The sequence below is a fragment of the Nocardia sp. NBC_00416 genome, from assembly GCF_036032445.1.
In the GTDB taxonomy this organism is placed as follows: Bacteria; Actinomycetota; Actinomycetes; order Mycobacteriales; family Mycobacteriaceae; genus Nocardia.
On sequence record NZ_CP107932.1, the window covers coordinates 6,501,268 to 6,523,787 of the forward strand.

The 22,520-nt window shown below is 67.5% G+C and carries 15 protein-coding genes; 12 read left to right on the plus strand and 3 right to left on the minus strand.

Annotated features, from left to right (window positions below; translation table 11 throughout):
* Window positions 1-93 precede the first annotated feature (93 nt).
* The 8 genes from OG804_RS28285 (at window position 94) to OG804_RS28320 (ending at window position 14,903) form a co-directional block, all read left to right on the plus strand.
* On the plus strand, window positions 94-2,136 hold the full coding sequence (locus tag OG804_RS28285) for a cytochrome c oxidase assembly protein (protein ID WP_328391637.1): 2,043 nt from the start codon (window positions 94-96) through the stop codon (window positions 2,134-2,136).
* A complete protein-coding gene (locus tag OG804_RS28290) occupies window positions 2,133-3,101 on the plus strand; it encodes a threonine/serine dehydratase (protein WP_328391639.1) in 969 nt (322 codons plus the stop codon). Before OG804_RS28285 ends, OG804_RS28290 begins: the two co-directional genes overlap by 4 nt.
* A gap of 443 nt (window positions 3,102-3,544) precedes the next feature.
* Window positions 3,545-6,337, plus strand: coding sequence for a helix-turn-helix transcriptional regulator (locus tag OG804_RS28295; protein ID WP_328391641.1), 2,793 nt, complete (start codon window positions 3,545-3,547; stop codon window positions 6,335-6,337).
* 146 nt (window positions 6,338-6,483) lie between these two features.
* Window positions 6,484-6,984 (plus strand): single-stranded DNA-binding protein, encoded by a 501-nt coding sequence (locus OG804_RS28300; protein ID WP_328391643.1) that lies wholly within the window; start codon window positions 6,484-6,486, stop codon window positions 6,982-6,984.
* Window positions 6,985-7,019: 35 nt separating this feature from the next.
* Window positions 7,020-8,696, plus strand: coding sequence for an energy-dependent translational throttle protein EttA (ettA, locus tag OG804_RS28305; protein WP_328391645.1), 1,677 nt, complete (start codon window positions 7,020-7,022; stop codon window positions 8,694-8,696).
* Between the two features lie 93 nt (window positions 8,697-8,789).
* On the plus strand, window positions 8,790-13,733 hold the full coding sequence (locus tag OG804_RS28310; protein WP_328391647.1) for an NAD-glutamate dehydrogenase: 4,944 nt from the start codon (window positions 8,790-8,792) through the stop codon (window positions 13,731-13,733).
* Between the two features lie 80 nt (window positions 13,734-13,813).
* Window positions 13,814-14,209 carry an acyl-CoA thioesterase gene (locus OG804_RS28315; protein WP_328398791.1) on the plus strand — a complete coding sequence of 132 codons (396 nt, stop codon included), beginning with the start codon at window positions 13,814-13,816 and terminating at the stop codon, window positions 14,207-14,209.
* Between the two features lie 25 nt (window positions 14,210-14,234).
* Window positions 14,235-14,903 (plus strand): hypothetical protein, encoded by a 669-nt coding sequence (locus OG804_RS28320; protein WP_328391649.1) that lies wholly within the window; start codon window positions 14,235-14,237, stop codon window positions 14,901-14,903.
* Between the two features lie 40 nt (window positions 14,904-14,943).
* On the opposite strand, the gene OG804_RS28325 is transcribed toward OG804_RS28320, so the two are convergent.
* A complete protein-coding gene (locus OG804_RS28325) occupies window positions 14,944-15,675 on the minus strand; it encodes an HNH endonuclease (protein WP_328391651.1) in 732 nt (243 codons plus the stop codon).
* 254 nt (window positions 15,676-15,929) lie between these two features.
* Here OG804_RS28325 and OG804_RS28330 point away from each other — a divergent pair, with 254 nt between their 5' ends.
* The 3 genes from OG804_RS28330 to OG804_RS28340 all read left to right on the plus strand — a co-directional run bounded on the left by OG804_RS28330 (window position 15,930) and on the right by OG804_RS28340 (window position 17,400).
* Window positions 15,930-16,361, plus strand: a complete 432-nt coding sequence (locus tag OG804_RS28330) for a globin (protein ID WP_328391653.1) — start codon at window positions 15,930-15,932, stop codon at window positions 16,359-16,361.
* Between the two features lie 291 nt (window positions 16,362-16,652).
* Window positions 16,653-16,949 (plus strand): aa3-type cytochrome oxidase subunit CtaJ, encoded by a 297-nt coding sequence (gene ctaJ, locus OG804_RS28335; protein ID WP_328391655.1) that lies wholly within the window; start codon window positions 16,653-16,655, stop codon window positions 16,947-16,949.
* Entirely contained in the window at window positions 16,936-17,400 is a 465-nt protein-coding gene (locus tag OG804_RS28340) for a DUF5130 domain-containing protein (RefSeq protein ID WP_328391657.1), read from the plus strand. Before ctaJ ends, OG804_RS28340 begins: the two co-directional genes overlap by 14 nt.
* A gap of 82 nt (window positions 17,401-17,482) precedes the next feature.
* Here the strand turns inward: OG804_RS28340 and pepN are convergent, their stop codons facing one another.
* Complete coding sequence (gene pepN / locus OG804_RS28345; RefSeq protein ID WP_328391659.1) at window positions 17,483-20,128, minus strand: aminopeptidase N; 2,646 nt, start codon at window positions 20,126-20,128, stop codon at window positions 17,483-17,485.
* A 120-nt stretch (window positions 20,129-20,248) separates the two neighbouring features.
* Between pepN and OG804_RS28350 the strand changes: the two genes are divergently transcribed.
* Window positions 20,249-21,073 (plus strand): phosphoribosylaminoimidazolesuccinocarboxamide synthase, encoded by an 825-nt coding sequence (locus OG804_RS28350; RefSeq protein ID WP_328391661.1) that lies wholly within the window; start codon window positions 20,249-20,251, stop codon window positions 21,071-21,073.
* 69 nt (window positions 21,074-21,142) lie between these two features.
* Here OG804_RS28350 and OG804_RS28355 read toward each other — a convergent pair whose 3' ends face one another.
* Window positions 21,143-22,363, minus strand: a complete 1,221-nt coding sequence (locus OG804_RS28355) for an NAD(P)/FAD-dependent oxidoreductase (RefSeq protein WP_328391663.1) — start codon at window positions 22,361-22,363, stop codon at window positions 21,143-21,145.
* Window positions 22,364-22,520: the final 157 nt, after the last annotated feature.

Below are 22,520 nucleotides of genomic sequence, written 5' to 3' on the forward strand. Positions count from 1 at the left end.
GAAAAGTGTAGCGATCACCTGATCGTTTGATTTGGGCTGCCCGGAAACGGCCCCGCCGGGCCGATCATGGCCCACCGAACTACTCTCGAACCTATGTCGTCAGCCCAGGCTCCCGCCGCCGTTTCCGTCACCGAGGCCGGTCGGCCCGGTGGACCGGCGGCTGTTCCGGCGGTGCTGACCGTGGTGGCCGGTGCGCTCGCGGCGCTGGTATCGGCCCTGGTGGTGGCTCTTTCCGCGGCACAGGCCCTGGGCCTGCTGGGGATCCCCGATCCGGGCCCGCTGACCACCTACGGCTTGCCCGCGATGCGGGCGCTGTCGGATCTGTTCGCGGCCTTCACCGTGGGCTCGCTGTTGTTCGCGGCCTTCCTGATCCCACCGCAGCGGGGCGGGCTCCTCGACACCGGCGGCTACCGGGCGGTGCGGCGGGCATCGATCACGGCGGGAGTCTGGGCCCTGTGCGCCGCGTTGCTGGTGCCGCTGACCGTGTCCGACACCACCGGGCGCCCGGTCACCGAGATCCTCGCGCCCCAGGATCTGTGGGCCGCTGTCGACGAGATCGAACTGGCGGGCACGTGGCGGCTGACCGCGATCGCGGCACTGGTGCTGGCGATCGCCTGCCGGCTGGCGCTGCGCTGGGGCTGGACGCCGGTGCTCTTCGCGGGATCGATCGCGGCGATGATGCCGCTGGCGCTGACCGGCCACTCCGCCTCCGGCGGGGCGCACGATGTGGCCACCAACAGCCTGATCCTGCATCTGATCGCCGCGGCGGTCTGGGTCGGCGGACTGAGCGCCCTGCTCGTCCACGCGCTGCGCGACGGCACGTATACGGGGCTTGCGGCCCGGCGCTTCTCCGCGGTGGCCCTGGTGTCCTTCGTGGTGCTCGCGGTGAGTGGGGTCGCCAACGCTTGGGTCCGAGTGCCCTGGAACGAACTGTTCACCACGACCTACGGGCGGCTCGTGCTGGCCAAGGCGGTCGCGCTGGTGGTTCTGGGCGTCTTCGGCTGGTTCCAACGGAGGGCCGCGCTGCCGGCGCTGGCCGCCGACCCGGACGACCGACGGGCGCTGGCCCGGTTCGCGAGCGTGGAAATGCTCGTCTTCGCCGCCACGATGGGTCTGGCCGTCGGGCTGGGTCGCACCCCGCCACCGGCGCCGACCAGCGTGCCCACTCCGATGGAGGTGGAACTGGGCTACAACCTGGACGGTCCGCCGACGGTGGCGCGGCTGCTGTTCGACTGGCGGTTCGACCTGATCTTCGGCACGCTCGCCATCGTGCTGGCGGTGCTGTATCTACTGGGCGTTCGGCGGTTGCGGGCGCGCGGTGACGTCTGGCCGGTGGGCCGGACGGTCGCCTGGCTGCTCGGCTGCGCGGTTCTGCTCTTCACCACCTCGTCCGGCGTCGGCCGATACGCACCCGCCATGTTCAGCGTCCACATGGGCGCGCATATGGCGCTGTCCATGCTGACACCGATACTGCTGGCCCTGGGCGGTGTGGTGACGCTGGCGCTGCGCGCGCTGCCACCGGCGGGCCGGACCGGGGCCCCGGGGCCCCGGGAGTGGATCCTGGCGGCGGTGCACAACCCGGTATCCCGGTTCCTCACCCATCCGATCGTCGCTTCGGTCGTTTTCGTGGCCGGTTTCTACGCCCTGTACCTGGGCGGGATCTTCGATGCCTTCGCGGACTCCCATACCGCTCATCTGCTGATGAATCTGCATTTCCTGGTCAGCGGATACCTCTTCTACTGGGTGGTGATCGGAATCGATCCGAAGCCGCGCCGGGTGGAGCCGCTCACCCGGCTGGCGATGGTCTTCGGATCGCTGCCGTTCCACGCCTTCTTCGGTGTGGTGCTGATGGGGATGAGCACGGTGCTCGCCGGGTGGTTCTATCGCAGCCTCGACCTGAGCTGGCCTGTCGATCTGCTGGGCGACCAGCGCACCGGCGGCAGCCTGGCGTGGGCCACCGGCGAGGTGCCGCTGGTGCTGGTGATGCTGGCGCTACTGATCCAGTGGTCGCGCAGCGACGCGCGCCTCGCGCGGCGCACCGACCGCGCCGCCGAACGCGACGACAACGCGGACCTCGCCGCGCACAACGCCATGTTCGCCGAATTGGCCAAGCGAGATCGGGCAGTAGGTAGATGACCGAGCAGAAAACCCCGCTGACACCTGTGCAACCGTTCCGGCGTATCTACCGGTCGGATGTGCGGGCGGCGCGCCGCCGCCTGAACGGCCGCATCCGGAAGACGCCGGTGTTCCATACCGCCGTGCCCGGGCCCACCGGGCCGGTACCGGTCACCCTGAAGCTCGAATATCTCCAGCACGGCGGGACGTTCAAGGTGCGCGGCAGCTACAACGCACTGCTGTCGGAGCGGGTGTGTCCCGAACACGTCGTGATCGCGTCGGGTGGAAACGCCGGTATCGCGGCCGCGCTGGCCGCCGCCGGGTTGGGCAAGACGTGCACGGTCGTGGTCCCGGAGTCGGCGCCGCATACGAAAGTGGCCGCCATGTGGTCGCACGGCGCCGAGGTGCGGTGGTACGGAACCACCTACGCCGAAGCGTACGAGCATGCCTGTGAGATCACCGCCGAGCGGGGTGCGCTGCAATTGCACGCCTACGATCTGCCCGCGGTGGTCGCCGGGGCCGGGGTGATCGAGCTGGAGATCGAGGAACAGGTCCGGGGCCGGCCGCCGGTTCTGGTCGCGGTCGGTGGCGGTGGGTTGATCGGTGGTATCGCGGCGGCCGGCGGCCGGCGCCGCGAGATCGTCGGTGTCGAACCCGAAGGGATTCCGACGCTGCATGCCGCGCTGGCGGCGGGGAAGGCGGTGGATGTCGGGGTGTCGAGCATTACGGCCGACGCCCTGGGCGCTTCGCGGATCGGGGAGATCGCGCTCGATGTGGCCCGGCGTTACGGTGTGCGGTCGACTCTGGTCACCGATGACGCGATCACCGACGCCCGGGACTATCTGTGGCGCGAGTTCCGGATCGTGGTCGAGCTGGCGGGGGCGGTGGCGCTGGCGGCGATTCTCAGCGGTGTCTACGTGCCGCGCGAGGGGGAGCGGCCGGTGGTGGTGCTGTGCGGGGCGAATACCGAACTTCCCGTCCTCTGACCTCGGACAGCTGATCGGCTCGCGGCCGGACTCGGCCGAGAGGTCCGCGGGAGAGCTTCCCGGACAACAGGTTCCGCCGATCGATTCCGGATCGCCTCGGGTCCGGGTGCGAGCCGGCTCTGCGTGACCGGGTGAGCGATCATCGGGCAACCGGCGAGCATCGGGTCCGGTGCGGGGACGAATCCGGCCGCGGCGGGGTCGGGAGCCACGTGGTGCGCGGGTGCCGGAGCGGGCCGTTGTGCCGTCGCCACCGATCGGCAGGCTCCGACCGGAGACCGGATCCGAGCTGTCCAGCACGGACACGGCTGCCGGACGCGGCGACGGAATATCGATTGAAATCGGTCGAAATGTCCGTATTCCATTCGGTGGCGCGGAGTGAATTCATCGCTTTCATCGGCCGCGGACCCATGCAGACAAAGGTCCAGTTGCTTAGACTCGTGCGGGTGCAGCAATCTCTCGCGACAGTGTTCGTCGGTCGCGACGCCGAGATGGCGGCTCTGGTGTCTCGCGGCCGGACGGCCGCCGCGGGGCACGGGGCCGTCGTATTGGTCGAAGGCGAAGCCGGTATCGGCAAGACGACATTGCTGAGCGCGGTCGAACAACGTTTTCCGAATCTGGGCCTGCAGGTGCGCACAACCTGTGCGCGCGAACTCCAGCAGGATGTCCCGTTCGCCGCGGTCGCGTCCTGGCTCATGGCCGATGCCGCGCAATCCGACGCCGACCCCGATCCGATCCGGTTGTTGCTCGGGGGCGCGGAGCAGGCCGGTGACGCCGCCGCCACGCACGAATTCGCCCTGGCCGAAGTCCTGCTCGAGCACATCTCCGACTGGTGCTCGGCAGGGCCGGTTGCACTGATCCTCGACGATATCCACTGGGCCGATCGCTCGAGTCTGGCTGTCCTGCACCGGCTGTGCACATTGTCCGGCCGGTTGCCGCTGCTGCTGGTGCTCGCGATGCGACCCCGTACCGCCGATCCGATCTTCGCGGCGTTGACGGCCGCGTTGTCCGCCTGCGGCGCGTCCACCATCCGGCTCGGCGCGCTGCCCGAAGCCGCCGCGGCGAGCATGGTGCGGCAGATGGTCGGCGCGGCACCGCATCCGGCGTTGCTGCGGCAGGTCGCCGGAGCGGACGGTAATCCGCTGCACATCACCGAACTGGTCGCCACCTCGATCCGGGATACGACGGAGATCCCGGACGGGACCGCAGCCGAGCGCGACGCGCCACCGGCCGCCTCGCTGGCCGAGGCGATCTGGCGACGTCTGGAATTCCTGTCGCGTTCGACCCGCGACCTGCTGCCCATGGCCGCCGCCCTGGGGCCGAAGGTCGATGTGGTGGAACTCGCGACAGTCCTGGACAGCCACATCATGGAGGTGTGGAGCGCGGCCACCGAGGCGATGGACGCCGACCTGCTCGTCAAGGTCGATTCCGAACTCGTCTTCCGCCACGATCTGATCCGCCATGTGCTGGCCGACCGGTTGCCGGCATCGCTGCGCTCGGATCTGCTGCGCCGGGCCGGGCGGGTCCTGCAGACGACCGGCGCGCCGATCGAGCGGGTCGCCTACTACTTGTCGATCGGTGGACGCGAACTGGAGCCGGCGAGTCTGCAGTGGTTGCTCTCGGTCGGCGATCCGCTGATCGTGCGCGCGCCGGAACTGGCCATGCGGCTGCTCACCCGAATCGTGGACACCGCGGGCCTCGACGACGCGACCCGTGGCGCCCTGATCCGGATGCGGACCCGCGCGCTGCTGTGGAACGGCCGGGCGGAGCAGGCAGAGGCCACCCTGCGCGCCGCGCTGCGGCACCGGCCCGAGCATTCCGACGATCCCGGGCTGCGCTGGCTGCTGGCCCAGGTATGTCATGCCCAGGGGCAATTGGCCGAGGCCGTTCTGGTCGCCGAGACAGCGTTGCGCACGCTGCCTCTCGACGATTCGGACGCGGCTCGATTCCTGGGTCTGTGCGCCCTGGACAACTTCTTCCTCGAGCGGTTCGGCGAGGCGGAGCAGGCGGGCCGGCGCGCGGTCACGCTGGGCCGGCGGGCGGGTAACTCCCTGGCGACGGGATACGGCCTGATGGCGCTCGGCGCGGTCAGCTACACGCAGGGCCGTCTCGATGAAGCGCTGGGGCTCAGCGAACAGTCCCTGGATGTCCTGCAAGAGGGGGCCGGATCGGATCAGATCGACCCGTATGTGCTGTATGCGCACTGTCTGATCGAACTCGACCGGACAGCCGCGGCCGAGGAGGCGCTGCAGACCGCGATCGGCCACAACCGCCGCGTGCACGGCGTCTACCTGGGCCCCAACCTGCTGGCCAAGGCGCGGATGTTCCTACTGAGCGGACGATGGGACGAAGCGATCGCCGAATGCGAGGCGTGCCTGGAGGTGCCCGATGTGCTCGGCTACGCCCCGGTCGCCCGGAGCATGCTGGCGTTGATCAATATCCATCGCGGCGCGTCCGTTGCCGGTGATCCGCCGCCCCCCGACAGCCGGTTGGGCAGCTTGGGGTACGGGTACGTCCATACGTGGGTGACCGCGCTGACCCACGAAACCCGCGGGCAGCCCGAACCCGCCCTGCGGATGCTCGTCGCCGCCCACACGGACCTGGCGCAGGGAATGAGCGCCTCGACACTGCACTACATCGTGCCCGATATCGCCCGGTTGGCATTCGACGCCGGAGACCAGGAAGCGCTGCGTCTCGCCCGGCAGGCCGCGGACCACCTGGTATCGACCCAGTCGACGACTTCCCGCAACGGCATCGCGCTGCTGTGCCGTGGGCTGGCCGAACAGGATCCGGATGATCTCGCCGCCGCCGCGCGCGAGTTCGGTCGGTGCGAATGGCCGCTCTACCGGGCTCAGGCCTACGAAAACGCCGCGGTCGTGCTGGCCGCCGGTGGTCGAAATGCGGATGCCCGCGACGCGCTGGAGTCCGCCGTGCAGTTGTACACCGGGCTGGGCGCGTCGTGGGATTGCGCCCGGGCGGTGGCGCGGATCCGGCGTTACGGGATCCGCCGAGGTGTGCGGGGACCGCGCAACCGGCCGAAATCGGGTTGGGCTTCGTTGACCGAGACCGAACGGGCGGTGGCGGTCCAGGTGGCGGAGGGCTGCTCGAACGCCGATATCGCGGCACAGATGTTCCTGTCGCGGCGGACCGTCCAATCGCATGTGTCCAGCATTCTCGCCAAACTCGGCGTGCACTCACGACGGGAGATCGCCGCGGCCATGCCGGCCTCCTCGCGGTGAGGGCGGCCGAGTGGTAGCCGTTCTTTCCACAAGCTCGCTCGACGGCCGGAGTTGTCCACAGATCTCGTTCGCCACGTCCGCAGTCCTGCGGAGCGGGCCACGATGAGCATGTTCGGCGACTTGCCGGGCGCGACGAAGGGGTGGACATGTACGAAGCAGTGGCGACCGTGGTCGGTACCGTGGTGACCGAGCCGGTGAAGCGCGACCTGCCCAGTGGAGAGCAGATGCTCAGCTTCCGGCTGGCGAGCACCGCGCGGCGGTTCGATCGCGAATCCGGCGAGTGGGTGGACAATGGGATGCTGTTCCTCACGGTGAGCTGCTGGCGGCGGCTCGTGGCCGGGGTGGACGCGTCGATCCACCGGGGCGACCCGGTGATCGTGCAGGGACAACTCCGGTCGAACGAATATCGCACCCGGGACGGCGCCGAACGCCGTGATCTGGAGATGCGGGCGCATACCGTGGGGCCGGATCTCACGCGCTGCACCGCTCGAGTAGTGCGTAGGCGCCCCGGGCACGCGCCGGTGGCCGGGAATATATCCGCCGGTCCGGACGCTGCGTCTGCCGAAACCGGGGTGGCGGGGGAACAGGACGATCAGGTGGTCGAGCAGTCGGCGCGGGACAATGTGCCCGTGAACGCCGACGTGTGAAACCGCATCGATGTGTGACGGATAGGGTGATCGCTATGGCTGAGTTCATCTACCAAATGAAGAAGGTTCGTAAGGCGCACGGCGACAAGGTCGTGCTCGACGATGTCACCTTGAACTTCCTTCCCGGCGCCAAGATCGGCGTTGTCGGTCCGAACGGCGCCGGTAAATCCAGCGTACTGAAGATCATGGCCGGATTGGACCAGCCGAACAACGGCGAGGCCTTTCTCGCGCCGGGCGCCAGCGTCGGGATCCTGCAGCAGGAACCGCCGCTGAACGAGGAGAAGACGGTCCGCGGCAATGTCGAGGAGGGGCTCGGCGAGATCAAGGTCAAACTCGACCGGTTCAACGAGATCGCCGAACTCATGGCCACCGACTACTCCGACGAGCTCATGGACGAGATGGGCAAATTGCAGGAGGACCTGGATCACGCCGACGCGTGGGATCTGGACTCCCAGCTGGAGCAGGCGATGGACGCCCTGCGCTGCCCGCCGCCGGAAGAGCCGGTCACCAACCTGTCCGGTGGTGAGCGTCGCCGGGTGGCGCTGTGCAAGCTGCTGCTGAGCAAACCCGATCTGCTGCTGCTCGACGAACCCACCAACCACCTCGACGCCGAGAGCGTGCTCTGGCTCGAGCAGTTCCTGGGCCGGTACCCGGGCGCTGTCCTGGCGGTCACCCACGATCGGTACTTCCTCGACAATGTCGCCGGCTGGATCCTCGAACTCGACCGCGGCCGGGCCATCGGCTACGAGGGCAACTACTCCACTTACCTGGAGAAGAAGGCCGAACGGCTCGCGGTCCAGGGCAAGAAGGACCAGAAGCTGCAGAAGCGGCTCAAGGACGAACTCGCCTGGGTGCGGTCCGGCGCCAAGGCCCGACAGGCCAAGAACAAGGCGCGCCTGGGCCGGTACGAGGAGATGGCCGCCGAGGCCGAGAAGATGCGGAAGCTGGATTTCGAAGAGATTCAGATCCCGGCCGGGCCGCGGCTGGGCAGCGTTGTGGTCGAGGTCGAGAATCTGGACAAGGGCTTCGGCGACCGGCAGCTCATCAAGGATCTGTCGTTCACGTTGCCGCGCAACGGCATCGTCGGTGTCATCGGCCCCAACGGCGTCGGTAAGACCACCCTGTTCAAGACCATCGTCGGGCTGGAGGAGCCGGACAGCGGCACGGTCCGGGTCGGCGAGACCGTACAGCTCAGCTACGTCGACCAGACCCGCGCGGGTATCGATCCCAACAAAACCGTGTGGCAGATCGTTTCGGACGGACTCGACTACATCGAGGTGGGCCAGCAGGAAATGCCGTCGCGGGCCTATGTGAGCGCGTTCGGTTTCAAGGGTCCCGACCAGCAGAAGGCGGCCGGCGTGCTCTCCGGCGGTGAACGCAACCGGTTGAACCTGGCGCTCACCCTCAAGCAGGGCGGCAACCTGATCCTGCTCGACGAGCCCACCAACGATCTGGACGTCGAGACCCTCGGCTCGCTGGAGAACGCACTGGAGCATTTCCCGGGTTGCGCCGTGGTCATTTCCCACGACCGGTGGTTCCTGGACCGCACCTGTACGCATATCCTCGCTTGGGAAGGTGACGCCGACAACGAAGCCAAATGGTTCTGGTTCGAGGGCAACTTCGAGGCCTACGAGGCCAACAAGATCGAGCGCCTCGGTTCGGAAGCCGCGCGGCCGCATCGAGTGACACATCGCAAGCTGACCCGCGGGTAACGCCGCGGAATTTTTCCCGCTGCCCAGGTTCGGGACTACCCTCGGGAATCGGTGTCGGTGTGTCCGAAACAACCGCATTCAAGGGAGTGGGAAATGACGGTCTCGTCCGAATTGTCCAGCGAGGCATGGGCTGCCGAGTTGCCGGACACGCTACGTGCCGGCCTCGGCGCTCTGGAGGATGGATATTTTCGGCACGTCGGGACCGATGACGCGGACTGTGAGATCACCGCACCCACCCTGACCTTCCGGGCTCACCTGACACTGGCCCTCACCCGGCAGCCGGGTCAAGGGCTGGTGCGGGTGCACCATCCCGACGACGGGTCGGGACTGGGCGCGGCGGTGCAGATCGTCACCGACGATATGCCGATGCTGGTCGATTCGGTCACGGCGCTCTTCGGCCGCATGGGCGGCACCATCAGCGAAGTCATCCATCCGATCTTCACGGTCGAACGCGACGCCGACGGCCTGCTCACCGCCGCTCGCCCGCACGAAGCCGAACTACGCCGCAACGGCACCGCGGACGGACACGAATCCTGGATCCATCTCCAGCTGCACCCGGCGACGAGCGCCCGTCTGCTCGACGAGATCGCCGCCGCCATACCGGATGTCATCAAGGATGTGCGGCAGGTCAGCACCGACACCGAGGCCATCCACGCCGTCCTCGGTCAGCTGGCGTCCGGGCTGGACCGGGCCGGTGCTTCCGAGGCGGCGGCCGAGGCCGATATCGAACCCGCCGACTGCGCGCGCCTGCTGCGGTGGCTGGCCGACGATAATTTCACCCTGCTCGGGTACGCCCGTTATCGGAGCGAGCCCGGCGAAGCGCTGCCGGTTCCGGTGCCGGATTCCGCGCTGGGCGTACTGCATCCGGGGACCGGGACCGGATTCCAGGTTCCGATCACGACCGGCGCGCGCCCGCTGCTGCGCATGACCCAGGGGCTGGTCCCGGTGACCATGCAGCGGGCGGTGTACCCGTACTTCATCGGCGTCGCCGACCTCGACAGCGCGGGTGAGGTCCGGGGTGAGCACCTGTTCGTCGGCGTCTTCACGGTCACCGCCCTGCACGAGAACGTGCTGGACATACCCGTGGTCGGCCAGCGGGTGCGGGCCGCCATCAAGGGCAGCGGATTCGACCTCGACTCGTTCTCGGGTCAGGCCATGCTCGAAGTGATGCAGGGCTTTCCGCGCACCGAACTGTTCTCCTCCGACGCGGCCACGCTGCGTCGCACGGCCGCCGCAGTCCTCAATGTCGGACTGCGCCGGCAGGTGCGGCTGTTCCTGCGGGTCGACCCGTACGGGCGGTTCGTCGCGGCCATGGTGTATCTGCCGCGGGATCGCTACACAACCGCCGTCCGTCTCGAGATGCAGGACATTCTGGTCCGCGAATTGGGCGGCGCCTCGATCGACTATTCCGCACGGGTGAGCGAAAGCGAGCTCGCCAGTGTGTACTTCACCATCCGGATGCCGGGTGCCGATACCGGCGAGCCGGTGCGGGTGTCCTCAGCGGAAGACATCTCCGAAGCCGAACGCCTGCGGATCCAGAACCTGCTCGCGGCGGCCAGCCGAACCTGGGACGACCATCTCAACGATGCGGTGAACGCCTCCACGGTGCTGGATCCGCGGATCGTGCGCCGGTACTGCGAGGCCTTCCCGGAGGGTTACAAACAGGACTTCACGGCGCGGCGCGCCCTCGCCGATATCGACCGCTTGGAGCGGTTGACGCCGGGCAGCATCGATCAGCATCTGTACCGGATCGCCGATGCGCCGGCCGGTTCCTGGCGGTTCACCCTCTACATCGGTGGCGCCGGGATCTCGCTGAGCCAGGTGCTGCCCGTGCTGCAGAGCCTCGGTGTCGAGGTGCTCGACGAACGGCCCTACCGGATCAGGCGCGAACGCGACGGTAACGGTGCGGCCGCCGAACGCTGGATCTACGATTTCGGCCTGCTCGCGAGTCCCGAACTGCTGCACGGTGCCCTCGATCAGGACCTCGACGCCGAATTGCTGGAGGTGGCGGCCGATACGCTCACCGCGCCGGGGGCCACCAGTGCCGATCGCGTTCGCGACCGCTTCACCGACGCGTTCGACGCGCTCTGGTACGGCCGGGCCGAGGCGGACGGCCTGAACGAACTCGTACTCCGGGCCGGGCTGTCCTGGCGTGCGGTCGCGGTGCTGCGCACTTACGCGAAATACCTGCAACAGGCGAGTTTCCCGTACAGCCAGGTGAATATCGCCCGCGTCCTGCACACCTATCCCGATACGGCGAAGCTCTTCGCGCAACTTTTCACCGCGCGATTCGACCCCGACAGCCACTCCGCGGAGCAGGCCGCCGAACTCGAACAACGCTTGCGCGAACGTATCGACCAGGTGGTGAGCCTGGACGCGGACCGTATTCTGCGGGCCATCCTCGGAATGATCCTGGCCACTTTGCGGACCAACTACTACGTCACCGATCCCGATGGCTCGCCGCGCGATTTCATCTCGGTGAAGGTGGAGCCGCAGCAGATCGCCGAACTGCCGCAGCCGCGGCCGAAGTACGAGATCTTCGTGTATTCGCCGCGGGTGGAGGGTGTTCATCTGCGGTTCGGTGCGGTGGCGCGGGGTGGTTTGCGCTGGTCGGATCGGTTGGAGGATTTCCGGACCGAGATTCTGGGTCTGGTGAAGGCGCAGGCGGTGAAGAATGCGGTGATCGTGCCGGTGGGTGCGAAGGGTGGTTTCGTGGTGAAGCGCCCGCCGGCCGCCACCGGCGACGCCGCCGCCGACCGGCAATCACGGATGGCCGAAGGCGTGGCCTGCTATCGCACGTTCATCTCCGGGCTGCTGGATATCACCGACAATGTCGACCTCGCCGGCGGGCAGGTGCTGCCGCCGGACCGGGTGGTGCGGCGTGACGGTGATGACACGTATCTGGTGGTGGCGGCGGATAAGGGTACGGCGACTTTTTCCGATATCGCGAATGATGTTGCGGGTCGGTATGGGTTCTGGTTGGGGGATGCGTTCGCGTCGGGTGGTTCGGCGGGTTATGACCACAAGGCGATGGGGATTACTGCGCGGGGGGCGTGGGAGAGTGTGAAGCGGCATTTCGCGGAGATGGGTGTGGATACTCAGTCGCAGGATTTTTCTGTGGTGGGTGTGGGGGATATGAGTGGGGATGTTTTCGGTAACGGGATGTTGTTGTCGGAGCATATTCGTTTGGTGGCGGCGTTCGATCATCGTCATATTTTCTTGGATCCGGATCCGGATGCGGGGTCGTCGTTCGGTGAGCGTGAGCGGTTGTTCGGTTTGGCTCGGTCGAGTTGGGCGGATTATGATCGTTCGTTGATCAGTGCTGGCGGCGGCGTGTTCGACCGGACTGTGAAATCGGTGCCGATCAGCCCGCAGGCCCGCACCGCGCTCGGCCTGCCGGACGGTGTCGTCAAACTTTCACCACCCGAACTGATCCGCGCGATTCTGCTCGCCCCGGTGCAATTGCTCTGGAACGGCGGTATCGGCACCTATATCAAGGCGAGCAACGAAACCAATGCCGACGCCGGGGACAAATCCAACGACGCGGTTCGGGTGAATGCCGACCAACTCCGGGTGAAGGTGATCGGCGAGGGCGGTAACCTCGGTGCCACCGCTCTGGGCCGGATCGAATTCAGCCGTAACGGTGGGAAGATGAACACCGACGCGCTGGACAATTCGGCCGGGGTGGACTGTTCCGATCACGAGGTGAACATCAAAGTTCTGCTCGACGGTGTGGTGTCGGCGGGGGAGCTCGAGCTCGCCGATCGCAATCCGCTGCTCGCCGAGATGACCGATGAGGTCGCGCAGATGGTGTTGCAGGACAATATCTCGCAGAACTATGTGATGGGAATCTCGCGGGCCGAGTCGGTGGGAATGCTCAATGTGCACCGGCGCCTCATCGAGGAGCTGGAGACGCGCCGTGGGCTGGACCGCGGGCTCGAGGCACTGCCCACCGATGCCGTGCTGAAACGGCGGCTCGAAGAGGGCACCGGGCTCGCCTCGCCCGAACTGGCCAATCTGCTTGCCCATGTGAAGTTGTCGCTCAAGGCCGATCTGCTCGCGGGCGATCTGCCCGACAACGCCTACTTCGCCGCCCGGCTGCCCGGCTACTTCCCGACTCCGCTGCGGGAACGGTTCGGTGCCGCGATCAAGAAGCATCGCTTGCGCCGGGAGATCGTCACCACTGTGATCGCCAACGAGGTGGTCGACTACGGCGGTGTCACCTATACGTTCCGGCTCGGTGAGGAGGTCGGCGCCACCGCGACCGATACCGTACGGGCCTTCTCCGCGGTCACCGATGTCTTCGGCCTGCACGACATCTGGGAACGGATTCGCGCCGCAGATACCACCGTCGGGGTGCGCGACCAGCTCGAACTGGAGACCAAACGGACCCTGGACCGGGCCTCCCGCTGGCTGCTCACCAACCGCCCGCAGCCCATCGCGGTCGGCGCCGAGATCAACCGGTACCGGGAGGGCGTCAGCGAACTGGCGCCGAAGGTTCCGGGTTGGCTGCGCGGTCATCACGTCACCACGCTCACCGACCAGGCCGCGGACCTGGTCGCGCACGGTGCGCCACTCGATCTCGCGACCGAGGTCTTCGGACTGCTGCATCTGTTCCCGCTGCTCGACGTGCTCGATATCGCCGATATCACCGACCGGTCCGGTGATGAGGTCGGTGCGCTGTACTACGCGCTGAACGAGCATCTCAAGATCGACTGGCTGCTCGAGGCGGTCAGCCATCTGGAACGCGGCGACCGCTGGCATGCCTTGGCCCGCCTCGCATTGCGCGACGATATGTACAGTTCGCTGCGCTCCCTCACCCTCGATGTGCTCTCCGGCGGCGACCCGGAGGAGACTGCCGACGAGAAGATTGCATACTGGGAGTCCAAGAATCAGTCCCGGCTCGGTCGCGCCCGCGCGGCGCTGGCGGAACTGTTCGAGTCCGGAACCCACGATCTCGCCACGCTGTCGGTCGCGGCGCGGCAGGTGCGCAGCATGGTGAGTGGGGTGGGTGCCCAATCGGAGGTACCACGGTGACGAACGCTGTTTCCCGCAACGGAGAGGGTGTCGACGCGGAGGGCGCCGTCGCGGCGCCGCCGCGCCGGTTCCACACCGCTGTGCACGTGCGCTGGTCCGATATGGATGTCTTCCAGCACGTCAACCACGCTCGGATGGTGACATTGCTGGAGGAAGCGCGGATTCCGTGGCTGTTCGAGGACGACCGGCCCACCGTGGCATTGCGCGATGGATGCGTCCTGGCGGATCTGCACGTGAAGTACCGGGGCCAGCTGCGCCACGATGACACTCCGCTCGATATCGCGATGTGGATCGAGCAGTTGCGGGCGGTCGACTTCACCGTCGGCTACGAGGTGCGGGCCGCCACCGCGGCTCCCGGCTCGCCCGCCGCGGTCACCGCCACCACCCAGCTCGCCGCGTTCGATATCGAGACCCAGCGGTTGCGCCGCCTCAGTGAGCCCGAACGCGAATATCTGGCGCAGTGGATGGATCGGTGAGCGGTCCGGCCGAACCGGCCACATCGTGATCTCCGACCAGCGCGCCCTGACCGTAGCGGACCCGGCGGAACGCGAGAACCTGGCCACCTTCCTCAACCGGGCGCAACGACTCGATCCGGCGGTGGTGGTCCGGTTGCGTCGTCGCGGAAAAGGGTTGGTGGCCGCCTGGGTTGCCACCGGTTTCGAGACGCTCGCGACCCGTACGGTCACCGCCGAGCTGGCTGTCGACGACGCGACGGTCGGGGTGGACACGGTGCTGGCCGGTCTGCGGGGCCCGGGTCCGATCGACCTCGGGTACTCCCTGGATTCCGCATGGCGTGGCGCGCTGCCCCCGGATACCGGATTCGGCCATATCGACGATCTCCCCGCTCGCACCCTGGTGGAACTCGCCGAACGCGGGGCAGACCTCGCGAGGGAGCACGGCTCCGGCCACGGTCCACCCGTGTCGCTGCTCGATCAGACCGTGGTGACGGTATCCGCGGCGCAGGACCGGGTACAGGTGCCGATGCGGGTGGTCTTCGCGCTCACCGCCATGGACTTCGTCCCGCACTCGGGGGACCGCGCGGATTCCGGGCGGATTCCCTCCGGCGAACTCGTTCGGGTACGCGCGAGCAACACCTGGCTGCGGCTGGATGCCCGCTACGGCTCGGTCGCCCGCCGGAGAGCCGGCGGGCTCTCCCTGACTCCGCACTGACCGGATCGAAGAATCGCTCCGGTCGTTCGAGGTCGGCGCCTCAGGCCGCGCCCTCGCCCAGGTATTGCAGCCAGACCGGGTCGAGTTCGTTCACCGTGGACAGCAGGCGCCAGTGCGGGCCCTTCGGGGAGACCAGCGGCGAGCGCAGGGTCCAGCCCAGTTCGCTGAGCAGTTTGTCGGCTTTGCGGTGGTTGCAGGGCGCGCAACTCGCGACGCAGTTCTCCCAGCTGTGTTCACCACCCCGGCTGCGCGGGATGACATGGTCGATGGTCTCGGCTTTGCTGCCGCAATATCCGCAGCGGTAACGGTCGCGCTGCATGAGGGCCGCGCGGGTCATCGGGACCCGGGCGCGGTAGGGGACGCGGACATAGGTGCGCAGGCGAATGACGGAGGGGATGACCACGGCGGCGCCGGCGGAGTGCAGGACCGGGCCGGTGGGGTCGTGGTGTACCGCGTCGGCCTTGTCACAGACCAGGAGCACGATCGCGCGGCGGGCGGTGAGCGCCGTCAGCGGTTCGTAGGTGGCGTTGAGCAGCAGAACGCGGCGTTTGAGCCAGCTGATCGCCTGCGTCGGCGGGGTATGGGGGGAAGAATCGCTCTCGGAGCGGATGAGATCGGGATGGGAAGCGGTATCGGCGCTGTGCCGGTTGACCGCGTGATCGGACAGCAATTGCAGCGGAGGAGCCCCCGACCCACGAGCGTGGACGTCGGCGGGCTTCAGTTGTCGGTGGCGTATCGCCTCCGGTGATCGGGCGCCGGTCCGTTGCTTCATGTCGACCCCAAATTCTGCGTTTCAAGATCATGTGGTATCTCGGCAGAGACAGAAACCAGTTGACCATGGAAAGCCCCGCAGCGCACGGTTATTTTGCACAATGGCCGGTTAACGGTCGCTGAATCGACGCCCAGCAGCTACCGCGCCCGAAACGCCTGGTGCGAGCCCCCGATGGTAGGCGTGCCCCGGCGAATCTGCGAACCCGTGCCGACGCGGGCACAATGGACGGCGCATCCAGCGAAACGAGAGGGTTCATGACTTCGGGTAATCCGGCCTCCGGCACTCCGGCGGGCGAACAGGCCACGCTCTCTTTCTACGAAGCCGTCGGCGGAGACGAGACATTCCACCGGTTGGTGGCCGTTTTCTACCGTGAGGTCGCCGCCGACGAGATCCTGCGGCCGATGTACCCGGAAGCGGATCTGGGACCGGCCGAGCGTCGCCTGCGGATGTTCCTCGAGCAGTACTGGGGCGGCCCCCGGACCTACTCCGACGAACGCGGACACCCACGGCTGCGGATGCGGCATATGCCGTTCCAGATCGGCCCGATCCAGCGGGACGCGTGGTTGCGGTGCATGCGCATCGCGGTCGCGGAACTCGAACCCGAGGTTCTCGACGACGAACACCGCCGCCAACTCCTCGACTACCTCGAGATGGCAGCGAACTCGCTGGTCAATACTGCCTGGTGACCGTGCGGACATCCGTCCGCGGGGATCGAGTGCTGCCGCGGGCGGACGGAGCGGTAGCTGGATGGACGAGGCGAGCGGGTCGCGGCGCGAACGGTGAACTCGTCGTAAGCGTTCTCCTCCCGGTTCGCTTCCACGACGGTCACTGTGTCGGCGCGCGGGGCGCGATGACGGCGCGGGACGGGCCGCAACCCGCGCGCCGCAGGCGCGCCATCGGACAGACGCCGCAGGCGGCGCCGATAAACACAGCGAGCCCGCAGTGAACTACTACAGAGGATCGTCTACCTTTGTTTGGTGAGCATTCTCGAGACAGTGGCGGTTTTCGCCGGTATCCCGCTGGGGATCTACCTCATAATCGCTGGTTTGTCGTTCCTCGGTAAGCCGCTGCCCGGTGAGAAGCCGGTCCATTTCGATCTGAGCAAGGAATGGACCGCGGCTCCGGTGCTGTGGAGCGCTACCGACGAGGTCACCACCGGGCACGGTCACTCCTACGATGCCGGTGAGTCGTCGCATGGTTCGCATGTGGCGTTCGACTCCCTCGAGTCACCCAAGGAAGCGTTGATCGGAGGCCGGGCAAGTGGCAAGTACTAATTGGCCGGCGGTGGTCGAGTCCGAACTGCCGCGCGGATACGCGCTCACCAGCAGCGGCCGGGTCTCCGGTGTGCACGAGGCCGGTGGCGTCTTCAAGGAAGCCCCGTTCGACAACAACGAGCGGCTGGCCATGGACAATGTCCTCACCGAGGCCACTCGGGCCACCAAGGTTCGGTTCAACGTCTATATCGGCGATCTCGGCCCGGATGCCGCCGCCGCCGTGGACGCTCTGTTCCCCAGCACCCCGGAGGCGGCGCATTCGGTGCTCATCGCCGTTTCCCCGAACAACCACGCGGTGGAGGTCCGGTCCGGTAAGGATGTGGCCGATCGCGCGAACGACCGGGTATGCCAGCTCGGGGTCACCGCCGCACTGAGTTCACTGCGGCAGGGTGAGTTGATCGACGGGCTGATCTCGGCGGTCCGAGTGATGTCGGCGGCTATCGGCCGCTGATATCGCAGGAGCGCTCGCTACCGACGACAACGGCGCGTCCACCCGATCAGGGGTGGACGCGCCGTTCGTTCGTTCGTCCCGGTCAGGTGTTGTCGAAGGCGCGGGCCCGCAGGGAGCGTTCGATGCCCGCTTTGCCCTCGATCACCAGCCGACGCAGGGCCGGCGGGTGATCGGCTCCGAGGAATTCATCGGCGCGGGCCACGGCCTCGTCGCTGATGTCCCAGGCCGGGTACAGCCCGACCACCGCTGTCTGCGCGACCTCACTGGATCGGCGTTCCCAGACCGCCGGGATCTCGTCGAAGTACCGCTGTACGAACGGTGACAGCAGTGCGTCCTGGCCTGCTCGCGCGAAGCCGGCGACGATCGAGCGGGCGGTGATGTTGGGCACCGAGTCGTCGCCCATCACCGTCTCCCACGCCGTTTCCTTCACCGCCGTCAGCGGGCGCGCGGCGGCGGCGGTGGCCGCCTGGCGCCGACCGGCCGCTGTCTCGTCGTTGCGCAGTTCGGCGTCGATGGTGGGGGTGTCGTCGGGGCCGTCGATGTCGATTTCTCCGGCGGCGGCGAGAGCGGTGAGCAGCCGCCAGCGCAGATCGGTGTCCACGATGAGCCCGGGCAGTCCGGCGGAGGCCGGATCGCCGTCCAGCAGTCCGCGCAGTACCTCGGTGTGCTGCCCGGACAGTTTCGCTCCGGTGAGGGCGTTGACGAACGCGAGCTGGTGATCGGACGCGGGAGCCGCTTTCCGCGCCAGTTCGAGCAGGCGGTCCGCGTAGTCCGGCCAGCCGGTGCTGTCCGCCCACGTCGGATCCGCGTAGCTGCCCAGGGTGGTGTTGGCTTGCATGAGCAGCCGCTGGACCACACCGATCTCGGATTCCGCGCCGATTCCGCGCTGCACCAGCGCCACGAAGTCCCGGGCCCGGAACTCGGCCTGCCTGGTCATCTCCCAGGCGGCGGACCAGGCCAGGGTGCGCGGGAGCGGTTCGGCGATATCGGCGATCCGGTTGACCAGGACGTCGAGGGAGTCGGCGTCGAGGCGGACCGAGCAGTAGGTGAGGTCGTCATCGTTGATCAGCACGAATTTGCCGCGTTGGGTGCCGATCAGCTCGGGCACCTCGGTGCGTTCGGCTGCTTCGAGGTCGAGTTCCACCCGCTCGGTGCGCACCAGTTTGCCGTCCTGGTCGTCGTAGACGCCGACGGCCAGCCGGTGTACGCGCTGTTCCCCGGCCCCGGGCGCGGCCCCCTCCTGGATCACCGAGAAGGCGGTGAACTTGCCGTCGGCGTCCACTTCGAACTCGGGCCGCAGGATGTTGAGGCCGGTGGTCTTGAGCCATTGGGCGCCCCAGGTGGACAGATCGCGCCCCGACGATTTCTCCAGGGCCGCCAGCAGGTCGTCGAAGGTGGCGTTGCCGTACGCGTGGTCGGCGAAGTAGGCGCGCAGCCCGGCCAGGAACGGTTCCAGTCCGACGTAGGCGACGAGTTGTTTGAGCACGCTCGCGCCCTTGGCGTAGGTGATGCCGTCGAAGTTCACCTCCACCGCGGCCAGGTCGGGGATATCGGCGGCGATCGGGTGCGTGGAGGGCAGCTGGTCCTGCCGGTAGGCCCACGATTTCTCGACGTTGGCGAAAGTGGTCCAGGCGCTGGTGTATTCGGTGGCCTCGGCCTGGCACAGGACCGAGGCGAAGGTCGCGAACGATTCGTTGAGCCACAGATCGTCCCACCACTTCATGGTGACCAGATCGCCGAACCACATGTGCGCCATCTCGTGCAGCACGGTTTCCGCGCGCCGCTCGTAGGAGGCCCGGGTGACCTTGGACCGGAACACGTAGTCCTCGAGGAAGGTGACCGCGCCCGCGTTCTCCATGGCCCCGGCGTTGAACTCCGGGACGAACAGCTGGTCGTATTTGCCGAACGCGTACGGAACGCCGAAGTTCTTGTGGTAGAAGCCGAAACCCTGTTTGGTCTCGGTGAACAACCGGTCCGCGTCCATGAACTCGGCGAGCGAGGCGCGGCAGTAGATGCCGAGCGGGATGGTGCCGTGGTCGTCGGTGTAGCTGTCGGTCCATTCGGCGTACGGCCCGGCGATGAGCGCGACCAAGTAGGTGCTCATGAGCGGAGTGGTGGCGAAACGGTGCTTTCCGCCGTCCACGGTTCCCACGCCGTTGGAGATGACTTTCCAGTCCGCCGCGGCGGTGACCTCGATATCGAAGGTGGCCTTGAGGTCGGGCTGGTCGAAGCAGGCGAACATCCGTTTGGCGTCGGCGGTCTCGAACTGGGAGTACAGGTAGACCGCGTCGTCGGCCGGATCGACGAACCGGTGCAGACCTTCACCGGTGTGTGAGTATTCGCAGTCGGCCTCGAGCACGAGCTCGTTGTGTTCGGCCAGGTCGGGCAGCGCGATACCGGTGGACTCGTCGTAGCCGGCGATATCGAGCGCGGTGCCGTTGAGCACCGCCGAGCGCACGCCCCGCGCGACGATATCGATGAACGTGGACGAACCGGGTTTCGCGGTGAAGGTCACCGTCGTGCGGGAGAAGAACGTCTGCTCGCCCGGTTTCCCCGTCCCGTGTCCATTGGGGATGTACGAGGGCCCTGCATGGTTACGCTCCGCTACCGCTTCCGGGCCTGACTCGCTCATCCCGTCGGTCAGATCGAGTTCGATGCGGTAGTTGTCGACCGATACGACCTCGGCGCGTTCGATCGCCTGGTCGCGGGTGAGGTTCGGTGCGGACATCGGGCTCCTTCGAGGACACGATTGGTGCGGGCACGGGCGTTGTCCACAATGCCACGTGGGTAAGGTTGCCCGCGCGGGAGACGACCTCGCCGGCCACTCGACCAGGATCGGAGCGATAACGTGAAGCATGTGCACGCCGGGAAGGTGCGCGACCTCTACACCGACGGTGACACGCTGCTCCTGGTCGCCTCGGACCGGGTATCGGTGTACGACGTTTCGCTGCCGACCCCGATTCCGGACAAGGGCGCCCTGCTGACCCAGTTGTCCAACTGGTGGTTCGATTTCTTCGCCGATATCCCCAACCACCTGGTGTCCACCACGGATGTTCCGCCGGAGTTCGCGGGCCGGGCGGTGCGGGTGAAGCCACTGAAGATGGTGCTGGTGGAGTGTGTGGCCCGGGGCTATCTGGTGGGGTCGGGGTGGAAGGACTATCAGCGCACCGGCGCCGTTTCCGGAATCCGTCTTCCCGACGGCCTGCGCGAAGGTGACAAACTCCCGGAACCGATCTTCACCCCGACCACCAAGCTGTCCGATACCGGCCACGACGAGCCCATGACGTTCGACGAGGTGGTCGCGCAGGAAGGCGCCACGGTCGCCGGGCAGCTCCGTGACCGCACGCTGGAGCTGTACACCCGCGGTGCGGCGCACGCCGCCGACCGGGGGGTGATCATTGCCGACACCAAGGTCGAGTTCGGCTGGGACGGTGAGGTCCTCACCCTCGGGGACGAACTCCTGACCTCCGACTCGTCGCGCTTCTGGCCCGCCGCCGAATGGGAACCGGGCCGTCCGCAGCGGTCCTTCGACAAACAGTTCGTCCGCGATTGGGCGACCTCCACGGGCTGGGACAAGGAACCGCCCGGCCCGCGGATTCCGGCCGATATCGTGTCGGCCACCCGGGGCAAGTATGTCGAGGCCTACGAGCTGATCACCGGCCGCACCTGGTGATCACGTGACTTCCGGCGGTATCGCCGGAAGTCACGTGCGGGGCTGCGCGCAGTGTGCGGTGGTCGCGGCTCATAGTGGCGCCGAGGTGTCGGCCAGCCGGGCCGGATCGACCGGGTCGCCGGAACGGATCAACTCCTGGATCCGATCGCCGACATCCCAGACGTTCACATTCATCCCCGCCAGCACGCGCTGCCGGGAGTCCAGCCAGAACGCCACGAACTCCCGGCCGGCCCGATCGCCGCGGACCACCACTTGCTCGTAGTCCCCGGGCGCCGCGTAACCCGTGTACTCCATGCCCAGGTCGTACTGGTCGGTGAAGAAATAGGGGAGCCGGTCGTAGGAGGCGGCCCGGCCGAGCATGGTCGCGGCGGCGACCGCGGGCTGGTTGAGGGCATTCGCCCAATGCTCCACCCGGATCCGGCGCCGGAGCACCGGATGGTCCTGTTCGGCGATATCGCCGACCGCGACGATATCGGGGTCGCTGCTGGTGAGCCCGGCATCGACGAGTACGCCGCTACCGAGCAGCAGACCCGCCGATCGGGCGATGGCGAGATTCGGTTGTGCCCCGACCGCGACCAGGACCGCATCCGCCTCGAACAAGGTGCCGTCCTCCAGCCGGACCCCGTTCACGCGGCCCGCGGCGGTGGTGATCTGTTGAACTTGCGCCCCGAACCGAAACTCGACCCCGTGTTCGCGGTGGAGTTCGGTGAACACCGCCCCCATTTCCGGGCCGAGTGCACCCAGCAGCGGTGCGGACGCCGATTCGACGACGGTCACCTCCACCCCGGCCGCGCGTGCCGCCGCCGTGACCTCCAGGCCGATCCAGCCGGCGCCGATCACCACCAGCCGTCGCGCGGTGCGGAACAGTTCGATCAGCGCATCCGATTCGGCCAGGGTGCGCAGGGCGTACACGCCCTCGGCGTCGGCGCCGGGGATCGGCAGGGTGCGTGAGGCGGCGCCGGTCGCCAGCGCGAGTTTGTCGTATTCCAGCCGCGAGCCGTCGGGCAGGCCCACGGTCCGGGCACCCCGATCGATCGCGGTGACCTCCGTGCCCAGCCTCAGGTCCACATTGTGGTCGCGATACCAGGCCGCGGTTTCGACGGTGAACTCCTCGATCGACTTCTTTCCGGCGAGATGCTCCTTGGACAGCGGCGGCCGCTCGTACGGTAGCCGGTCCTCCGCACCGATCAGGGTCACGTGTCCCGCGAAATCGTTGTCCCGCAACGCTTGTGCGAGCTTCGCCCCGGCCAGGCCGGCGCCGACGATGACGAAATGTTGCGCAGATGTCATAGCTGACACTCCCTTGTGGTGGGTTGCTCCAGCGACGATCCGAACTCCTCCCGTCAGCCTACTGAGGCGGGGACCGCGGATCGGGCGGGCCGGGGAACGAAAACCCCCCGGCGGCGGTTGGTCGTAACAGCGACCGCGTGCGGCGCCGGGAAGAGGT